The sequence below is a fragment of the Binatus sp. (SeqCode) genome (assembly GCF_035272065.1).
Lineage (GTDB): Bacteria > Desulfobacterota > Binatia > Binatales > Binataceae > Binatus.
The window spans coordinates 39838-56762 of the sequence record NZ_DATEQZ010000003.1 but is presented as its reverse complement, the minus strand read 5'-3'; the positions used below and the strand labels follow the sequence as shown (position 1 = coordinate 56762).

Sequence of the window (16925 nt, the reverse complement as noted above, 5' to 3'; positions counted from 1 at the left end):
CTAGTCTGCCGATCGAGGTCTCGGCGCAAACAGCGCCGAGAATGATTCGTTCACTTCGCGCAGGTCGATCCGAACGCTCGGTCGGTTCTCCATGCGACCAATCCAATTGCATAGTCGCTGCCAGCTCGCGTCTGGGACGGTGCCGATGAACCGGAGCAAGCGGGTGAGCGCGTAACAGCCAATGTCAGCAACGGTGAAGCTGTCACAAAGGTACTCATTGTCGCCGAGCTGCTTGTCGAGCATCGACCAGGCGGAGCGAAGGACGGCGTCAGCCTTGAAAATTGCCACCTGATCGCGAGTAGCGGGGTCGGGTTTTCCGAAGACCTCAAGCCTAAGGATTCTTCCGGCATCGGCCAGAACGGTATCTGCAAAGTCTTCGAGCAGTCTGCACTGCACACGGGCCGCAATGTTCTTCGAATAGAGCGGAGGGTCTGGGTACTTTTCCTCGAGGTACTCGAAGATTATTGTCGAATCGTAAAGCGCGATTTCTCCATCTACCAGAGTCGGCACCTGGCCCTTGGGGTTGATTGCGAGCATCTCGGCAGGCTTTTCAGCAAACCCTCTGACGGGATCCCACAGCACGTTGATCTTTTCGAACTCAAGCCCTTTTTCCGTACAGGGCGATTCGCGCCTTGGCGGAGTAGGGACTGAGTGGGGATGAAAAAAGCCGTCTCATATAAGTCACCTCTTCATTTGGCGGTTTGCGCGAGGCGGTCGGCAACATGATGCGCCCATGCCGCTATTGCGAGCGACGGGGGCGTCCCGACAGCGGCCGGGAGTGCCGAGCCGTCTGCGACGAAGAGACCTGGATTTCCGTAAACCTCGCCCGCGCGATCGACGACACCACTATTCGCATTCGCGCCCAGGCAGGCGCCACCCCACGGGTGAATCGTGATGGGTTTCTTGATCACCCAGGTCTTCAGACCGCTCTGTACTCCCAGTGCGCGAATGACCTCGCGAATCTCTTCGAAGATTGGCTGCTGGTTTGGGTCGTAGTCCACTACTACGGAGCCGTCTTGATATCTCGCTGATGCGTTTCCGGTATCTGAGCCCATTCCAAGAAGGGGAACTATCTTGCCCAGCCTTCTTTTCACGAAAGGCGGCAACGGTAGCGTGTCGACACCGGGTAATCCGGCCAGCGCGATGAAGGGCGCATCTCGCCGATCCAGCTTGATGCTGCCAAGCATCGGAGCGGCCTCGAACATCGGGGGTTGAGCAAAATCCTTGAACCAGGCGCCTATTAAGTCACCATTGCCGCCAAAGGTGCGTCCGAGCGAAGGCATCGGACTGAGACCGCCTGGCTCGACACTGCTGGCAAACAGCAGCTTCAATGTGTTCATCGTGCCAGCCGCGAGAATGACCCGCTTCGCAAGGACCACTTCCTTCTTGCTCTCGCGTAGATCGGAGAAATGCACTGAATAGCCGGTTGCAGCACCGCTTATGTGTGGAAGAACCTTCGCAACTTCGCACATGTCGCGGACGACCACGCCTTTGTTGAGCACAGGCGCCAGGTAGATGAAATCGACGGAGGCCTTGGCTCCTTCCCTCGATCCCAGAAAGCTGTCTCCGTCAAAGGCGCACGTTTGGCGCTTGACGCCCCCTTCACCTTCGGTCACTTGTCCCACCTCGCTCTCTGAGTATGGAAGCTTGAAAGCCAAGTGCGGCTGTGGGTCTGCAGGGAGACATTTTTTGCCGGGCGAAACCGGCAGTTGCGTCCATACCGAGTGGCAAAGCCAATGCTGCTGAGAGAGTCTGACGGCTCCCATGTCAGTGCGGATCTTGTCGTAGTATTTCACCACGTCGGAGTGGTTCAGATCGGGATGACGCCCCTGCCAATACGCCGGATCCTGAGGCTCCACGAGCGCACCTGCCCAGGCGTGGCTGCCTCCGCCCACGGCAGAACACACAGCGACACCGAGGCCGGGATAAAATAACACCTCGTACATGCCGGACTTGTTCAACGTCATGCCCCAGCGGCGGAAGCGAACAGTTCGCAGCAGATGCGTAACGGCCTTGGCGCCGTAGGGGAACGGAGCTCGTCTCGCGATACGCATCGAGCGGACGGGTAGTGAATCGCGCCAGGGGCCACGTTCCAACACCAAAACTTTGAGCCCCGCCAAGGCCAAGCGGTTTGCGGAGATGCTGCCACCGAACCCGCTGCCGATAACAACTACATCTACGTCGCTTGCGCTCATCATCTCATCGACGTTTGTGGAGCTAATCTGTTGGGATGCCAAATCCAAAGGATTGCGCACACTGCAAACAGAAAAGGTATATCCGCCCATAGGTGTGCGTGCTCGTTGGGATAGATAAACGCTTGCGGGATCATGACCAACCCGTGCAGCAGGTTTGCGAGGATCCCAAAGTCGAATAGGGCCGCGTTAGCTTTGGGGTCCTTGGACCCTCGGATCATCAGGATCGCCCAAGCCAGATACACGACAGCCAGCATCAATATGTACGGGTGCAGTGCGTCGTAGGGCGACTCAGGGTGTGCTGGGCCAATCTGTGGGAAACCGGCAGGAAGCATCCCCCACAGAAATCCGGGCGAATAGAGAAAGGCAGCGAGGGCCGTGCCGATTATGAGGCCCCATCCCAGGAGCCTCATCACCAGAGCGGACTGATCGAGGCCGTTGTTGACGCGATTCATTAGTATGAAACGTTAACCAAGCGAGCCGCCACCTCTATTTGTGGTTCTTTCGGGATGTATCGTTTTCCTTCCGGACATTTCTTTCTGCTCGCGCGTGGTTTCGCTGCGGCCTATCAAGGCGTGCCGTGCTCGCCATTTCGCTGTGCGGTTCGCAAGAGTACGGGACGAGGCATACGGGAGGGCGATCAGGACCGGTCCTACTATCAAGGCAGCACCGGGATGGACCATTCGGAAAATCAGAAGTTGCGAGATGACGTCCAGAAGAATTGCGATCGCCAGGAGGTCGCGGACCGAGGCCAGAGCGCTGCGCATGAGTCCAGGGCGATCGGTTGAGTGAAAAAGCAGATTCTGTAGGAACGGTGGTCTATCAGCGCGGGCGTCCTTGATGCCGTCGCGCGCACCAAAGACGATCGCGACCGTGGGTTGCAGGATGAATCGCAGGCGACCGGGTCCGTGGAGGCGCGCGACGATGTCATTCAAAAAACGGTGCGACAATATGTAAAGTTCGTGAGTGTGGATGAATTCCCAGATGGCAAAAGGAACCGCGGCGACGAGCACGATTACTACAAGTGCCGTCAGAATCGAGCTGCGGTTGATCGAGATCTTCACGAGGGTGGGCTTACTGACTGAAATAGTCTCTAAATTGCGGGAACGCGACCGTCAGACCGAAGTTGATCGTCGTCTGCGGCGCGATCGGAGCGAATTGCCGATACGCCATCCACTGCCCCGTGACAAAGATACTCATTGGTGGCAGCCCCGGACGCACAATCGTTCGTCCGAGCCCGATGCTCAGCGGCAACATCGTAGGGTAATGACGACGCCAACCCATCGACCAATTAGCCTCCGCGGATCGCAGGTACCATTTGTCCCACAGATGAAGCGCGAAGACGGGTTGGAACTGAAATGTATTCTGTGGCAGACGATTGGGCGACGTGTACGCGAAGGAGACCGGGTTCAGGGCAACGAACCCTATCAGCAGCCCGGGAATCCCGCTGTAAATTGCGCCGAGCGCCGGTCCGGCTTGCCACGCGCCCTGTCCGGCGCTCTTCGAGGTGGCGGTGGGAAACACAAAAGCTGCCCCGGCGCCGATCAGAAGGCCGGTTTTCTGCCTGTCGGGCCAAGGCAGTACTGCAACATCGAAGACCGGCAGGTCACCGAACTCGGTCCGAGTTCCACCTCGGGAGCTTTGTACTGTCACCAGTTGAAATGTTGGGCGGATCAACTGCGAAAAAGGGAGGAAAGACTCAGGTGGTATGCGCGGAATCAGTGGCCTAACGAGAAACTGGTTGGTCTCGGCATTTCTGAAGCACACTTGGGACGTGCAAGGTCCAGGTCCATAGTTGGCCGGTGTGTAGCTATCCCGGACCAGCAGTTGTGGCAGAGTCGAAAGCGGGTCGGTGAAGTCCCGTTCTAGTTTCTCCTCCTCAGCTTCAGCAGATGTCGCAGGCTGAGTCTGGGCGTACGCGACAACCGGCACCCTCACCATCCAAAGGGTTACGAGCAGAAACGAGCACGCCGCGGCAGTCCGAACTGTTGATCTAGGATTCAAGAACCGCCTTGACCCGTTCCTCTCGGACGGCTCTGACGAACGCCCGGTAGTCGCGTTGGTTCTGGTCGGCATACTCGACTGCAAACTCGCCGATGGCGTCGTCAAACGTTCCGCTCGAACCCATATAGCCCGAAATCATGGCGGCATCGCCCGAGCGGGCGTGCGCGCGCGAGAGAGCCCACGCACACATTCTCGTGTATGCGCGCAACATATCGAAATCAAAGTCTTCGACCACAGCGCTGATCTTCATGTCGCGAAGTTGGCGAAAGTAGAAGTCGCGCCCGTTGAGTCCCCGCGCCCAGCCCAGAAAGAGATCGCTCGCACTGCATCAGGCGCTGACCCACGACGACTCGCTGGCCGTGATTCTGATGCAAACTCTTGCCCACGTACGGCTCAAGCACTGAGGCCACCGCTTCCTTCGCGTGCAGGAAAAGCGGGTCGTCGTCTGCGGCCAGGAACAGCCCGATGGCGCAAAAGGTGCCGACGCTACCCACGCCGACCGCCTTGATTGCCAAGTCGCAAAAGTGGAAGCGGTCGAACAGCACGCGGACATGCTCGGCCAGCGACTCGCGGTAGGCAGCGATCCCTTCGTGGTACCCGGCTTTGAGTCCCGGTGCTTGTTTTGCAGTGGGGTGGAATATCAGTGGCGGGTTGTCCTTGATGCGGGGTAGGGCACCATGTTGTTTCCACCATCTTCGGGTAGTCGTGTTCAGGAACGGTCCGACTGCGCACCTTTTCGAGCCGTTCTTCGGCGCGTTTACGGGCCTCTTCGCTGGGCACTTCCTTGAGGAAGCGCTCGACGTCGATTCGGTCGTACCAGACCTCAAGCGCCCGCATCGATGCATAGTCAGCGATATGCTCCCGGTAGGACCGCGCCGTGGCGATAGCTGCCCGCGCCGAATCGTTGTCGGACAGCCGGAGATGACGCCCCGCGATGACCACGCTGGCGGCCAGGCGTTTGAGGTCCCATTCCCATGGGCCAGGAAGAGTCTCGTCGAAATCGTTGATGTCGAAAATTATGTTGCGTTCGGGCGTGGCAAAGCCACCGAAGTTCATCAGATGGGCGTCACCGCAGGCCTGTACCTTGAGCCCGGAGCAGGGAGTGTGTGCCAGGTCGGCGGCCATCTGCGCGGCGGAACCTCGAAAAAAAGCAAAGGGCGACGAGACCATCCGTCCGTGGCGAATCGGAAGAAGTTCCGCGAGCCTGCCCTCGTTGGTGCCGAGCAGCAAATCGACCGGGTCGCGACGATTCTTGGGCGGTTTCCATCCCGCGTGCGCTTCACGCGGCACGTTCTCGCGCAAAGCCTTGCCGTCGGCCCGACGCTCCGACGCAGTGCGATATTGATCTTCGGCGTGAGAACGGGACGATATCTCGGTCGGCTTCTCTTCCGCGCCAGACTTTCGGCCAGCGCGCCCTACGAGACGCACATTGGGCTTCCGTAATCGGTCCATGGCTCGATCTCCTTTGTAGAAGGTCAAGTAGCATCAAACATGCCTCGGAATAAACGGCGCAGGAGATTCGATTGCTTCCGTAGTGTGTGACGTTTGGATACATAAACGGCTGCGCTCAACAGATACACAATCTTCGAGCTTGTCTTAGTGAACGCCGATCGTTGCTACTTACTTCAGTCGGGAGCGTACACAGAATTTTCTCACTGCGGGCGTTTTTCGGGGGGCATCATCGGGAGCGTTACTTTGAAGGTCATTCCTTCCTTGGGTGTGGGCGTGCCTTTGACGCGATCGATGCCGCCGCGCTGCGCCCAGAGGCGGCCACCGTGAAGTGCGATTATTCGCTGGCATAGCACCAGACCGAGGCCGGTGCCGGCGGGCTTGGTGGTGAAGAACGGCGTGAACAGTTGCGCTAGTTGATCCTCGGGGATGCCGACGCCGCTGTCGCTGACTTCGACCCGCAGGAACTGGCGGCGGCGGCCTTCGGCCGTCATCCGGAATTCGCGCTCGATTCGAGTGTGCAGGCGAATCGTGCCCGACTCGCCGATCGCTTCCGCCGCGTTCTTGATCAGATTCAGGAATGTTCGTTCGAGTGCGCTTGCGTCGCCAATCACATCGGGCAGGCTGGGATCGAAGTCCTGGAGTAGCGTGACGCCCTCGGGCGGCTGCGGGAAGAGGCCGGCCATCCGCATCGCCTGATGCAGCACCATGTGGATGTTGACCGGCTCCTGCGCCAGGCGTTGCGGTCCGCTGACCATCAGCACCTGCTCGACGAGCGACGCAATCCTGTTCACGCCATCGAGAATGACGCTGCAGTACTGTTGCGCGCGCGCGTCGTCGGGAAACATCCCGGCCATCAGCTCGGCGGCACCCTTGATGCCCGTCAGCGGATTCTTGACCTCGTGCGCGAGGCCGGCCGGCGACAACCGCAGGTTCAAGTCGCCGGTAGTCGCAGCCTCGGCCGCGCCTTTTTCGTGAGACAGGTCGTGAAGCAGTATAATGACCCCGCCAGGCCGTCCTTCGGCGTTCAGCAGGGGGGACACCTCGACGCGAACCGCCAACTCCCGCGGCCCGGTCACCAAGACCGTCTCCATGTCGCCGAGATCCTGACCGCTATCGAGGCATGCCCCCACCATCCGTCCCAGCCAGTCGTTCTGGCGGACGAGGTCGGCGACCGTCGCGGCGCTGACCTGGGACACCCCGAGCATCGTCTCGGCAGCCGGATTGACGACCTGCGGCTCCATCGCAGGCGAAAGCACGATAATGCCATCGGTCAGGCTGTCGATAATGTCGTGCCAGAGATTCATCCCCGGTCAGCGGCCTCGCGGGAAGTTAGGTTTGATCACCGTAACACAAAGAGCTCGATTGGCTGAACTTTGTCTTAACGAATATTGCATCCATCTGGCTCCAAGATTCGTGAGCATTTGCAAGCCTATATCAAGAATTAGAACGTCCACTATTAGACTTTTTAATGGATTATCCACTGTGATTTGGTTGATCCCGCTCGTATCGGTCGGTACGGTTGGGGGCAACTTCTCGGGGGAGAATGCATAAGTCTAAGTTTATCTATCGAGTGTTTGTTGTCCTGATGGCGGCCCTGATTGTCGCCGGATGGGCGTCCACTCGTGCATTTGCCGAGGATTTCGACGGCCGATACGCCCCGTCTGGTGCGATGGTTTCGACTCCAAGCCTGACAGGAAACAGCAACGGCTTCGAGCTCGAGACTCCCGCGGAAGCTGGCGCCCAGCCTATCCCGTCCTCGTACGTGCTGTCTTCGCCTGAGCCTGTCCCGCCCTTCCCGATTCTGCTTAATCAGGCCGTTCGCCGCTATGTATCGGATTTCATGAGTTTGCCGGACCATCTGCAGGATACGTTCGACCGTAGTCACCCCTACCTGCCTGACATGGTCAAGGTGCTGCGGAGCTACGGCCTCCCAGACGACTTGGTCTACTTGGCCTTCGCTGAAAGCGAATTTACCCGGCGCGGCAAGGGTCCGTGGCAGTTTAATAGCGATACAGCCAAGCGCTTCGGCCTCCGTATCGACAACTACGTTGATGAGCGCCGCGACCCTGTAATGTCCACCAAGGCCGCCGCAGAGTATCTGGCCACCTTGCACGACGAAGCGGGCGACGATTGGCCGATGACGCTCGTCGCGTGGAACAACGGCGACAAAGCCATCAACCGTTATTGGTCGCTGCGCGGTCCCAACATGGAGAAGTTCGGTAATCGGCTGCCGCGGCGAACCCGCGGGCTGCTGGGACGCTTCATGGCCGTTGCGTACATCGCGCATCATGCGGGCAGCTACGGAATTACGCCGATCAAGCTCGACGAACCGCCGGCATACCAGATGCTGCCGGTGCGCGGCGGCACTCCTCTCAGCCGGGTCGCGCTCAATCACGGGACGACGCTCGAGCATCTGCGCGAGCTCAACCCGGCCTTGCTGCGCGATGTCGTGCCTCCGTACGAGCGATCGTACAGCGTTCGCGTCCCGGTGGAATCGCCCGATATCCACGCCAGCGCCGAACACGTTTCCTTTTAGTCTCTTTTCGCTCTCCGCTCGGATCCGCATTGGCTGGTCGTTCCGCAACGGCTAGTCGTAGGTTCATTCGTGATCTGAAGCGGCGTATCCTTTCTGCGTCATGATTAGCGCCGACCAGGCTCTGCAGATCGTCCTCGAAAACGTGGCGCCGCTTGGCGTCGAGCGAATTCCAATCGTCGAGGCTCTCGGGCGCGTGCTGGCCGAGAATATCAGCTCGTCACGCGACATCCCTGGCTTCGACAACTCCGCGATGGACGGTTACGCCGTCCGCGCCGCCGATGTTGCCAAGGCTTCAGAGGCGAGCCCCGTCAAGCTGAGCGTCGTCGAGACCGTGGGCGCCGGCCAGATGCCGACCCGGCGCGTAAACGCGGGCGAGGCGGTGCGCACGATGACCGGCGCGCCGATCGCAGAAGGGGCAGACGCGATCATTCCGGTCGAACGGACGCGCGGCGGTGGCGATCTCGTCGAATTTCTCGCCGCAGTGGAGCAGGGTGCGTTCATCCGGCCGCGCGGGGAGGATTTGCACCTCGGCGAGCTGGTGATGTCCGCGGGCAAGATGCTCACGCCCGCCGACTTGGGGATGCTGGCTTCGGTGAATCGCGCGATGGTCGAAGTCATTCGGCGTCCGCGCGTCGCGATCGTTGCGACTGGCGACGAACTGGTGGACGTCGATCAAGCGCCGACCGGCGCGCAGGTAGTCAACTCGAGCGCTTATGCGCTGGCCGGCGCGGTTCGGGAAGCGGGCGCGGAAGCCGTCATCCTCAAGGTGGCGCGCGACGACGCGCGCGAGATTCGCGAGCGCCTGGCCGAGGCGATGACTTTCGACGCGGTGCTCTCGACCGGCGGCGTCTCGGTGGGACAGTTCGATCACGTCAAAGGAGCTCTCGACGAACTTGGGATGCGCCAGCTGTTTCACGGCGTCGCACAAAAGCCGGGTCGTCCGCTCAAGTTCGGCACCGTCGGGTACCGCCCGATCTTTGGCCTGCCGGGGAATCCGGCCTCGACGCTCGTCTGCTTTTACCTGTACGCGCGCCCCGCGCTACTCAAGATGAGCGGGCGGCGGCGCGTCGGTCTGCCGCGCGTCATTGCGCGATGCAGCGTCGATATCAAGATTTCTAAAGACCTCACCGAGTTCGTGCGGGTCAAACTCGAGCGCGACTCGGGCGGCTACTTGGCCACTCCCACCGGCAGCCAGGGCTCGGGGATTTTAAGTTCGCTCTCGCGTGCCGACGGTCTGCTGATCGGGCCGTCAACTGAAACGATTTTGAAAGCTGGTGCTCAGGCGACCGTGCTGCTCTTGGGCGCCGACGGCGACGTGGGCGCGGTCGCGGCCGGCGAACTGTTCGAGGGCCGCACCCACAGCCAGTGAATCACGATTGTCGCGACTGCGCCGAAAATCGCGGCGCCGATTATCACCGCCGAGAGCTTGAGCTGCAGTTTCAGGATGTTGAAGGGCAGCAGGTAGAAGGTGACCATGTCGGGCTGAAAATTTGCGTAAATGACGTACGCCACCCACAGGACCACGATTGTGCCGATGATGAATTTCGGGTTCTTGGCAAATGCGGGCATCGCGAGCGATCCTCCTGAGGGGCGATGAGAAAAGCTTGGCGGCTGAAATAGCGATTGTCAACGCAGTCGGGCGCAGCGCAAATAATGCGCTCGCCGGACTTATCCGCGCGCGAGGGTCGAAGCAATGGCGAGGCGTTATCGCGTAGGTAACGGATTCGATTTTCACCCGCTCGAAGCGGGGCGCCGGCTCGTGCTCGGCGGCGTCGAAATCAAGCACGACAAGGGACTCCGCGGCCATTCCGACGCCGATGTCGCCGCACACGCGCTCGCCAACGCGATCCTCGGCGCGCTTGGCGCAGGCGATTTGGGGCGGCATTTCCCCGATACTGATCCGCGTTACAAAGACGCCGACTCGATCGCGCTGCTGCGCATCGTCTGGAAGCTAGCAAGCGATCAAGGATGGCGCCTTGGCAACGCCGACCTGACAATCTTCGCCGAGCAGCCAAAGCTGAAGCCGCATCTCGACGCGATGCGCGAGCGCCTCGCCGCCGCACTAAGCGCAGATCAATCGCGCGTCAATGTGAAAGCGTCCAGCCCCGAAGGCCTCGGCGCCCTGGGCCGCGGCGAAGGAATGGCCGCAGCAGCAATCGTTATGCTCGAGACTGACTAGGCTGCGCGAGCGCTACTCCGCGACGTACTCGATCATCATCTGGCGCCGCGGATGCGCCCAATCTCCAATGTACCGCTGCCGCCAGCCGGCCTTGATGCCGAACTCTTCGACCGTCGCGCGCGGGTAGCGAAAACTCCGGTGCGAATGCGATCGCGGGGACTCGTTAACATGGGACTCATCGGTGATGAACCAGGTCGCGTAGAACCGCCCGCCGGGATTCATGAAGCGCCGCAACTTTTGCAAGCATAGTCGGATGTCGGCCTCCGCAAGATGGGTAAACAGCGACTGCGCGATCGCGAAGTCCGGCTGCTTTGAAAATTTCTCGAATTCGAAACTGTCCGAGACTACGAACTCGGGCGACTTGCGCCGCATCAAGTCCCGGCCGAGCTCCTGCTTGATTCCAATTTGTATCAGTCGCTTTTCCCGATCGAGTCCGAGGTATTTTCCCTCGTCCAAGTAGTCGATGAACTTCACGCCCGCCCGCAGCGCGCCGCATCCAACGTCGAGCAGGACATGCTGGGGCTTCAGCCCCATCTTGAGCATGAACTCGAACTGCAGTCGGCCCAAGGCGTCCCAATCGCCACCGACATATTGCCGGTGGCCCATCAACCAGATTCCAAGCCGGCCGTCCGGTCTCCCCAATGCGACAAATGCTCTGGCCTTTAGCGCATCGATCATCGCAAGTTAGCCAGCTTTGACCTATGGGAGAAGGAGAGGTTAGTGATTTTCCCTTGCCTCCTACACCTGATCCTTATCCAACGCCGAGCTCCACTTGCGCGAGGCGCGGCCTTCCCAGCCGCGCTTGTGGTACGCGTAGCCGACGATCAGCGGCACCGCGATTGTCGCCTCGCAATACACCATTTGCTCGTATGTCGTATCGACCTTGCCCCAGCTGCTTGCCTCTTTGAGCGTGCTGCCTGAGAGCGCGCCGTCGCGCACATCGGCGACGGTGATCTGGACCGCGTACTTGTGCATGGGCACGTCATGCCCCAGCACTTCGGCTGCGACCACGATATCCTGCGCGAAATTCTTCGGCACGCCGCCGCCGATCATGAACAGCCCGGTGGTTTCGTTCTTCACCTTCAGGCGCGTCAGCTCGTAAAAATCCTTGGCGCTGTCGAGTGAGACCTTGGGCTTGCCGTGACGCGCCGCCTGATGCGCGACGAGTCCGAAGCCCGCCGAGCAGTCGCTGAAGGCCGGGCAGAAAATCGGGACTTGCTCCCGATACGCCTCGAGCACGATGCTCGCACCGGTCTTCGCGCCGGTCTCGGCCAGATACTTGCCCATCTCGCCGACGAACTCGCGCGACGAAAACGGCCGCGGGTCGAGCCGGTCGGCGATTTTCTGAACCGTCTCGTCGCACACGCGCAGTTCGTCTTCGTCGATTAGCGTGTCGTATATGCGATCGATATGCAGTCCGCGCAGTTTGTCGTCGTCGAGCCCGTACTTGAAGCGGTCCTCGGCCATCCAATGCTTGAAGCCGAGCGCCTCGAAGAAATCCTGATCGACGATATTGGCGCCGCTGCTCACGATCGCGTCGACCATGTGATTGCGAATCATGTCGGCGAAAACGCGCTTCAGGCCCGCGCTGATGAGCGAGCCCGCCAGGCACAGGATTATGCCGCAGTCGCGATCGCGCAGCATGCGATCGTAAATCGTGGCCGCACGATGCAGGTCGCGCGCGCTGTACGCCATCTGACCCATCGCCTCGACGAACGGCACGACGCTTTCGCGCGTGATATCAACATGTTCGATCGGTTTTTTCAGAAATTCTGATTTGACGCTCATCACAGTCCTCGCAATGTCTTCGATTTTACTCGCCGATAGTAAGCATCGGCCATGTTCTACGCTACTACTTCAGCGGACCGATTCCGCCCAGTCCCGTCCAGTAGAGCATGAAATTCAGCGTGCCGAGCCCGATCAGAAAGGCGAACGCCAATACATCCGCGCCCGTCACCGGGTACTCGATAAACGTCGTCGGCTCGTGGCTGAAGCCGAAGCCGCGCGCTTCCAGGGCCATCGCCATGTTGTTGGCCTTGCGCAGCGCGCCCATGAAAACCGGGATGACGACCGGCACGTAGCGCCGCACGCGCTCGATAGGCCCGCCCTGGTTGAAGTCGTAGCCGCGCAGCCGCTGCGCATCGACGATCGTCACGGCCGAGTCGATAAACAACGGGACTAACCGGAATGAAAGCGAAATTGCGAAGCTGACGCGATACGGCACGCGCATGCGCTGCAGTCCGTAGGTGAACTCCTCGATCTTGGTGGTCGAAAGAAACAGCACCGACGCGGCCAACAACTCCGCCAGCTTGATCCCGCGGCCAAAGCCAAAGACCAGCGACAGCCTGCTGACGTGAAACACCGGCACGTTCACCAGCACCGCGCCGCGCCGGTAGAAAACCATCCACGCAATCGTCGTCGTGAAAACCAAAATCGCGAACAGCCATCGCAGGCGATAAAAGTTCGGCCACGAATCGGTGAGCTGCGCAATCCACAGCATGACCAGTCCGACCGGCAAGAGCGCGATCGGGTTGTCCACCCAGTACACCGACCAGAACATGATGAAGAGCGCGAACACCTTGACCGTGGGATGCAGCCGGTGAACGAAGGTGCCTCGATCGATGTACAGATATATCGGCATCAGGCACGCTCCTTTATCCACGCGACGAATTCGCCGGTGGTCAGTGCGAGCGTGCCGAAGCGGCGGCCCAGCTCGGTGATTTCCGGCGCCCGGAATGACGACGAGCGCAGCAGCTCGTCCTGCATGAAGAATTCGCGCACGCCGCCGTCGAAAATTTTCGCGCCTTTGCGCATCAGCACGACGCGCCGCGCATACTCGGCGACCAGCCACGGCGTATGCGTGATGATCACGATCGCGATTCCGGCGCGGTTGAGGTCGCGCACCAACGCCATCATCCGAAGCTGCTCGCGATGGTCGAGGCCGGTGGTCGGCTCGTCGAGTATCAGCATCCGCGGCCTGAGCACCAGCACGCTCGCGACGGCCAGGCGCTGGCGCTCGCCCTTGCTGAGCATGAACGGGTCGCTCTGGCGCTCGTTCTGAAGGCCGACCGCTTCGAGCGCCTCGTCGCATCGCCGGCGAATCTCGTCGTCCGGCAAGCCGAAGTTGCGCGGCCCGAACGCGACTTCGTCCTCGACCGTGGCGGCAAAAATCTGGTGGTCTGGATTCTGGAAGACGTACGCGACTGCGCGCGCGGTCTCGGCCGGGCGCATCTGCGCGCGGTTTTTGCCGTCGATTGTCACGCGGCCCGTAGCCGGCTGGAGCAGCCCGACGATATGTTTGGCCAGGGTGGTTTTGCCGGATCCGTTTTGTCCGACGATCGCGAGAAATTCGCCGGCTTCGACTTTGAGATCGATCGAATCGAGCACGCGCGGTCCGCCCGCATAGCTGAAGCTGACATTCTCGATTCCGATAAATGCAGGTCCGCTCGGCATCGCGCGCTCTGAAGGATCGGCGACGTTGCTAACGACATTTGTCGCAAGTCGCGGATATGCCCGCACGATTGCGTCGTAAGCCTGCTCGACGCTTTTCGGTTGCGCTTCGATTCCGAGCAGCTCGAGCGCGTGACCGAGCCCGGGTGGACGCACACCGCATTCCCTGAGCAGCTCGGTGCGTGCGAACACCTCAGAAGGCGGACCGTCCGCGGCAATTTGGCCCTCGCGCAGAACGACGATCCGATCGGCGGCGCGCAGCTCTTCGGACTCGTGCTCGATTACGATCAGGCTCAAGCCTTGCGCGCGGAGCTTTTTTATCAACTCGAAGACTTCCGCCCTGCCTTCGGGATCCAGATCGGTAGTCGGCTCGTCGAGCACGATGACTGACGGGCGCAGAGCGAGCACCGACGCAATCGCGAGGCGCTGCTTCTCGCCGCCCGACAGCGACATTGGATCGCGATGCTCGAAGCCGCGCAGGCCGACGGCCTCGAGCGCGGGCATGATTCGGCGGTCCATCTCGGCGCGGTCCATGCCGACTTGTTCCATTGCGAACGCGACTTCGTGCGCGACGTTGGTCGAGAACAACTGCGACTCGAAATCCTGGAACACCATGCCGACCTTCGGCGCGACGTCGCAGACGCGCAGTTGCTCGAGCGGCTCACCAGCGATACGAATCGCGCCGCGAAAATCGCCGTCCTCGAATTCCGGGACGATGCGATTGAGGCATTTCGCGAGCGTCGATTTGCCGGCGCCCGACGCGCCCATAACGCCGATCATCTCGCCGGCATTCTGGGTGAAGGTCACTGCTTGAAGCGCGGGCCGGTCGGCACCGTGATAGGTGAACGTGACCTCCTGGGCCGACACTGCGTGCTGGTTGGTATTCACTGAAAAAGTTTTCACATCATGAACAGGCCCAAGAACGCCAACAGCAGAAACGGGCCGACAATTATCAGGACCGGCTTATCGTACGGGGCGACGAGCATCCAAGCGGGCAGAAACTTTGGCGCCCAGTATCCGGTCGAAAGCAAATTTCCAAAAATCCATGCGCCGCCTTCGCCTGCAATCAACAGCGCGAAGCCGGCGGCTCGAATCGGCACCGGCTTCAGTTTCACCTCCGGCATCACGTCCGTGTACAGCATCCGGCCTTTCTTCACGCGCGGATAGACGGCGGCGAGGATGAACGGCGAAAGCACGAGCGCCGAGACCATGTTGTTGAAGATGATCACGTTGCCGAGCATCGCGAACGGCCGGATGACGAGCACGTTGTCGGCCCATCCGACCAGGTCGGCGCAGAGCACGCTCGCGGCCAGGCATGCGATGACGTACTTGAGGATTCCGAGCGGAGAGCGGCTGATGGGACTCTGGCCGCGGCCGATCAGTTCCCAGACTTTGTATGGAATCCATCCGTAGGCCAGGTTCGCGAAGAAGCCGAAGATGTCGCCCGGCGATACGCCGCCGAAAAAATCGCCGATCATATTTCCGATCGCTGAACCCCACGCTGCGGCCGGGCCGAACAGGAACGAGCACACGACCGGAATCGCGTTGGCGGGGCGCAGCTCGGTGACGCCGGGGATAAGCGGCACGACCTTGAACGGCACCAGCACGGCGGCATAGAGCGCGGCTGAGATCGCGCACAGGACGACCATCCGCGTGTTGCGCCACATCAGGCGAAGATCGCTCATCGCGGTAGGCGCGCTGCGATGCGCGCGCAGCGCATGCCTGCTATACGAATGAAATGATCGACAGCCACGTTCATCTCGACGCTGACCAGTATCCCGACCCTTCCGGCGCAATCAAGCGCGCACAGGATGCGGGAGTCTCCGCGATGGTCGTGCCGGGAGTTGGGCCGGCGTCTAATCGCGCTGTGATCGAACTTGGGCGGAAGTATCCGAGTGTCATTTTTCGGGCATTAGGATTTCATCCCGAACGATTTTGAACATAGCGAAGATGACGCGCGCGCGGTGCTCGAGATGCTCGTGCGGGAGCGCGATTCGATTTGCGCGGTCGGCGAAGTCGGACTGCCGTGGTACGGCGAGCGCGCCGGGGACGCGGCCGTGCTCGACGCCGCGAAGGTGATGCTCGCCCGCTTCGCGCGCGTTGCAGTCGCGCTCGATCTGCCGCTGATAATTCATGCGCCGCACGCACGCGCCGCCGAGGCGCTCTCGATAATTCGCGAGGCGCACGTGACGCGCGCGGTCTTTCATTGGCACAAGTCCGATGAGGGGACCACGCGCGCGATCCTAGACGCCGGATACTATATTTCGCTGTCGCCCGAGGTTGCCTACCGGGCGCGCGATCAGGATCTCGCGCGGATGCTCCCTGCGGATCGGATGCTGGTGGAGACTGACGGCCCGTGGGCCTACGGCGGCCAATTTGCGGGGCGGCTGACCGAGCCGGCGATGATCAGAGAGGTGGCCGCCGCGGTTGCGCATCTGCGCTGCACGACCTTCGAGGAAATCGCCGAATCGACGACGGCCAACGCCCGCGCGCTGTTTCAGGTTGGCGGGTGAAATTAATTGTTCGTGAAATCCGCGCTGGCAGTGGATAGAATAGGTCAAGATGCCGATCTACGAATATCGATGCGAGAAGTGCCGGCGGACGACCAGCGTGCTGACGACGCGCGTCAGTGAAAAGGTCGAGGCGGTTTGTGCGCATTGCGGCGGAAAAAAAATGCGCCGCCTGATGTCGCGGTTCGCGATGCCGCGCAGCGAGGAATCGCGAATGGAGTCGCTCGCCGATCCCTCAAAGATGCGCGATATGGACGAGAACGATCCCAAGAGCGTCGCGCGGATGATGAAGCGGATGGGCAAGGAGATGGGTGACGGGTTTGGCGGGGCGGAGTTCGACGAGGCGGTGGCGGAGATCGAGAGCGGCGGTGATTTTGGGGATGGAACGGAGGAGGAGGATCTGTAGCCGAGGGCGGTCGCGGTGCAGGTGCCGCAGAACACACACCGGTCGGGCGCGACGCGGCCGGCCGTCATTCGGCAAAGCTCGGGACAGGCTCTCTCCGCAAAGGTGACGGGCGAGGTAAGACCGGGCATCCTGGAATTTGGACCACCACCGTTATTCCATCCGAGCACCCGGCTGTCGTCGCTGTCGACCACGTACA

Annotated in this window: 18 protein-coding genes and 2 pseudogenes; 6 read left to right on the top strand and 14 right to left on the bottom strand. The window is 60.8% G+C overall.

All coding sequences use genetic code 11. The features are described 5' to 3' along the window. The 8 genes and pseudogenes from VJX68_RS19035 to VJX68_RS00470 all read right to left on the bottom strand — a co-directional run bounded on the left by VJX68_RS19035 (position 1) and on the right by VJX68_RS00470 (position 6952). The gene (locus tag VJX68_RS19035; protein WP_349255874.1) at positions 1 to 462 is read right to left on the bottom strand and encodes a glutathione S-transferase family protein; all 462 of its coding nucleotides are present in this window, start codon (positions 460 to 462) and stop codon (positions 1 to 3) included. Continuing rightward, positions 436 to 606, bottom strand: a pseudogene (locus tag VJX68_RS00500) (glutathione S-transferase family protein); the annotation flags it as partial. The gene VJX68_RS19035 and the pseudogene VJX68_RS00500, both read right to left, overlap by 27 nt. Before the next feature lie 83 nt (positions 607 to 689). Then, positions 690 to 2285 carry a GMC oxidoreductase gene (locus tag VJX68_RS00495; RefSeq protein WP_324093671.1) on the bottom strand — a complete coding sequence of 532 codons (1596 nt, stop codon included), beginning with the start codon at positions 2283 to 2285 and terminating at the stop codon, positions 690 to 692. After that, the gene (locus VJX68_RS19235; RefSeq protein ID WP_414643438.1) at positions 2195 to 2605 is read right to left on the bottom strand and encodes a DUF6632 domain-containing protein; all 411 of its coding nucleotides are present in this window, start codon (positions 2603 to 2605) and stop codon (positions 2195 to 2197) included. Before VJX68_RS19235 ends, VJX68_RS00495 begins: the two co-directional genes overlap by 91 nt. 54 nt (positions 2606 to 2659) lie before the next feature. Continuing rightward, positions 2660 to 3256 carry a hypothetical protein gene (locus VJX68_RS00490; protein ID WP_324093670.1) on the bottom strand — a complete coding sequence of 199 codons (597 nt, stop codon included), beginning with the start codon at positions 3254 to 3256 and terminating at the stop codon, positions 2660 to 2662. Between the two features lie 10 nt (positions 3257 to 3266). Beyond that, entirely contained in the window at positions 3267 to 4124 is an 858-nt protein-coding gene (locus VJX68_RS00485) for a hypothetical protein (RefSeq protein ID WP_324093669.1), read from the bottom strand. 61 nt (positions 4125 to 4185) lie between these two features. Further along, a pseudogene (locus VJX68_RS19030) lies at positions 4186 to 5366 on the bottom strand (DUF2252 domain-containing protein). Positions 5367 to 5848: 482 nt separating this feature from the next. Continuing rightward, positions 5849 to 6952, bottom strand: a complete 1104-nt coding sequence (locus VJX68_RS00470) for a two-component system sensor histidine kinase NtrB (RefSeq protein ID WP_324093668.1) — start codon at positions 6950 to 6952, stop codon at positions 5849 to 5851. A 239-nt stretch (positions 6953 to 7191) separates the two neighbouring features. On the opposite strand from VJX68_RS00470, the gene VJX68_RS00465 reads away from it, so the two are divergent. After that, the gene (locus VJX68_RS00465) at positions 7192 to 8184 is read left to right on the top strand and encodes a lytic transglycosylase domain-containing protein (RefSeq protein WP_324093667.1); all 993 of its coding nucleotides are present in this window, start codon (positions 7192 to 7194) and stop codon (positions 8182 to 8184) included. Positions 8185 to 8284: 100 nt separating this feature from the next. Continuing rightward, positions 8285 to 9553, top strand: a complete 1269-nt coding sequence (locus VJX68_RS00460; RefSeq protein ID WP_324093666.1) for a molybdopterin molybdotransferase MoeA — start codon at positions 8285 to 8287, stop codon at positions 9551 to 9553. Here the strand turns inward: VJX68_RS00460 and VJX68_RS00455 are convergent. Next, positions 9463 to 9753, bottom strand: coding sequence for a hypothetical protein (locus tag VJX68_RS00455; protein ID WP_324093665.1), 291 nt, complete (start codon positions 9751 to 9753; stop codon positions 9463 to 9465). The genes VJX68_RS00460 and VJX68_RS00455 overlap by 91 nt on opposite strands. Before the next feature lie 124 nt (positions 9754 to 9877). Here VJX68_RS00455 and ispF point away from each other — a divergent pair, with 124 nt between their 5' ends. Next, positions 9878 to 10363 (top strand): 2-C-methyl-D-erythritol 2,4-cyclodiphosphate synthase, encoded by a 486-nt coding sequence (ispF, locus tag VJX68_RS00450; RefSeq protein WP_324093664.1) that lies wholly within the window; start codon positions 9878 to 9880, stop codon positions 10361 to 10363. A gap of 12 nt (positions 10364 to 10375) precedes the next feature. Here ispF and VJX68_RS00445 read toward each other — a convergent pair whose 3' ends face one another. The 5 genes from VJX68_RS00445 to VJX68_RS00425 form a co-directional block, all read right to left on the bottom strand. Next, positions 10376 to 11041: a class I SAM-dependent methyltransferase gene (locus tag VJX68_RS00445; RefSeq protein WP_324093663.1), complete on the bottom strand. Its 666-nt coding sequence runs from the start codon at positions 11039 to 11041 to the stop codon at positions 10376 to 10378. A gap of 60 nt (positions 11042 to 11101) precedes the next feature. Next, positions 11102 to 12151, bottom strand: coding sequence for a 1,9-bis(guanidino)-5-aza-nonane synthase (locus tag VJX68_RS00440; RefSeq protein ID WP_324093662.1), 1050 nt, complete (start codon positions 12149 to 12151; stop codon positions 11102 to 11104). 64 nt (positions 12152 to 12215) lie between these two features. Continuing rightward, complete coding sequence (locus tag VJX68_RS00435) at positions 12216 to 13004, bottom strand: energy-coupling factor transporter transmembrane component T family protein (protein WP_324093661.1); 789 nt, start codon at positions 13002 to 13004, stop codon at positions 12216 to 12218. Beyond that, the gene (locus VJX68_RS00430; RefSeq protein WP_324093660.1) at positions 13004 to 14716 is read right to left on the bottom strand and encodes an ABC transporter ATP-binding protein; all 1713 of its coding nucleotides are present in this window, start codon (positions 14714 to 14716) and stop codon (positions 13004 to 13006) included. The genes VJX68_RS00435 and VJX68_RS00430 overlap by 1 nt, the downstream gene beginning before the upstream one ends. After that, positions 14713 to 15498: a QueT transporter family protein gene (locus tag VJX68_RS00425; protein ID WP_324093659.1), complete on the bottom strand. Its 786-nt coding sequence runs from the start codon at positions 15496 to 15498 to the stop codon at positions 14713 to 14715. Before VJX68_RS00425 ends, VJX68_RS00430 begins: the two co-directional genes overlap by 4 nt. 53 nt (positions 15499 to 15551) lie before the next feature. Here VJX68_RS00425 and VJX68_RS00420 point away from each other — a divergent pair, with 53 nt between their 5' ends. Genes VJX68_RS00420 through VJX68_RS00410 form a run of 3 tightly spaced genes read left to right on the top strand, consistent with a single transcriptional unit; the run spans position 15552 to position 16729 of the window. Continuing rightward, positions 15552 to 15752 (top strand): TatD family hydrolase, encoded by a 201-nt coding sequence (locus tag VJX68_RS00420; RefSeq protein WP_324093658.1) that lies wholly within the window; start codon positions 15552 to 15554, stop codon positions 15750 to 15752. Positions 15753 to 15786: 34 nt separating this feature from the next. Continuing rightward, positions 15787 to 16326: a TatD family hydrolase gene (locus VJX68_RS00415; protein ID WP_324093729.1), complete on the top strand. Its 540-nt coding sequence runs from the start codon at positions 15787 to 15789 to the stop codon at positions 16324 to 16326. 49 nt (positions 16327 to 16375) lie between these two features. Further along, on the top strand, positions 16376 to 16729 hold the full coding sequence (locus VJX68_RS00410; RefSeq protein ID WP_324093657.1) for an FmdB family zinc ribbon protein: 354 nt from the start codon (positions 16376 to 16378) through the stop codon (positions 16727 to 16729). Positions 16730 to 16925 lie beyond the last annotated feature (196 nt).

Excerpts from the sequence above, each read along its gene's own strand:
- VJX68_RS00495 (WP_324093671.1), bottom strand. The coding sequence starts at position 2,285 with ATGGGCGGATATACCTTTTCTGTTTGCAGTGTGCGCAATCCTTTGGAT.
- VJX68_RS19235 (WP_414643438.1), bottom strand. The coding sequence starts at position 2,605 with ATGAGGCTCCTGGGATGGGGCCTCATAATCGGCACGGCCCTCGCTGCC.
- VJX68_RS00470 (WP_324093668.1), bottom strand. The coding sequence starts at position 6,952 with ATGAATCTCTGGCACGACATTATCGACAGCCTGACCGATGGCATTATC.
- VJX68_RS00465 (WP_324093667.1), top strand. The coding sequence starts at position 7,192 with ATGCATAAGTCTAAGTTTATCTATCGAGTGTTTGTTGTCCTGATGGCG.
- VJX68_RS00460 (WP_324093666.1), top strand. The coding sequence starts at position 8,285 with ATGATTAGCGCCGACCAGGCTCTGCAGATCGTCCTCGAAAACGTGGCG.
- VJX68_RS00455 (WP_324093665.1), bottom strand. The coding sequence starts at position 9,753 with ATGCCCGCATTTGCCAAGAACCCGAAATTCATCATCGGCACAATCGTG.
- ispF (WP_324093664.1), top strand. The coding sequence starts at position 9,878 with ATGGCGAGGCGTTATCGCGTAGGTAACGGATTCGATTTTCACCCGCTC.
- VJX68_RS00445 (WP_324093663.1), bottom strand. The coding sequence starts at position 11,041 with ATGATCGATGCGCTAAAGGCCAGAGCATTTGTCGCATTGGGGAGACCG.
- VJX68_RS00440 (WP_324093662.1), bottom strand. The coding sequence starts at position 12,151 with ATGAGCGTCAAATCAGAATTTCTGAAAAAACCGATCGAACATGTTGAT.
- VJX68_RS00435 (WP_324093661.1), bottom strand. The coding sequence starts at position 13,004 with ATGCCGATATATCTGTACATCGATCGAGGCACCTTCGTTCACCGGCTG.
- VJX68_RS00425 (WP_324093659.1), bottom strand. The coding sequence starts at position 15,498 with ATGAGCGATCTTCGCCTGATGTGGCGCAACACGCGGATGGTCGTCCTG.
- VJX68_RS00420 (WP_324093658.1), top strand. The coding sequence starts at position 15,552 with ATGATCGACAGCCACGTTCATCTCGACGCTGACCAGTATCCCGACCCT.
- VJX68_RS00415 (WP_324093729.1), top strand. The coding sequence starts at position 15,787 with ATGCTCGTGCGGGAGCGCGATTCGATTTGCGCGGTCGGCGAAGTCGGA.
- VJX68_RS00410 (WP_324093657.1), top strand. The coding sequence starts at position 16,376 with ATGCCGATCTACGAATATCGATGCGAGAAGTGCCGGCGGACGACCAGC.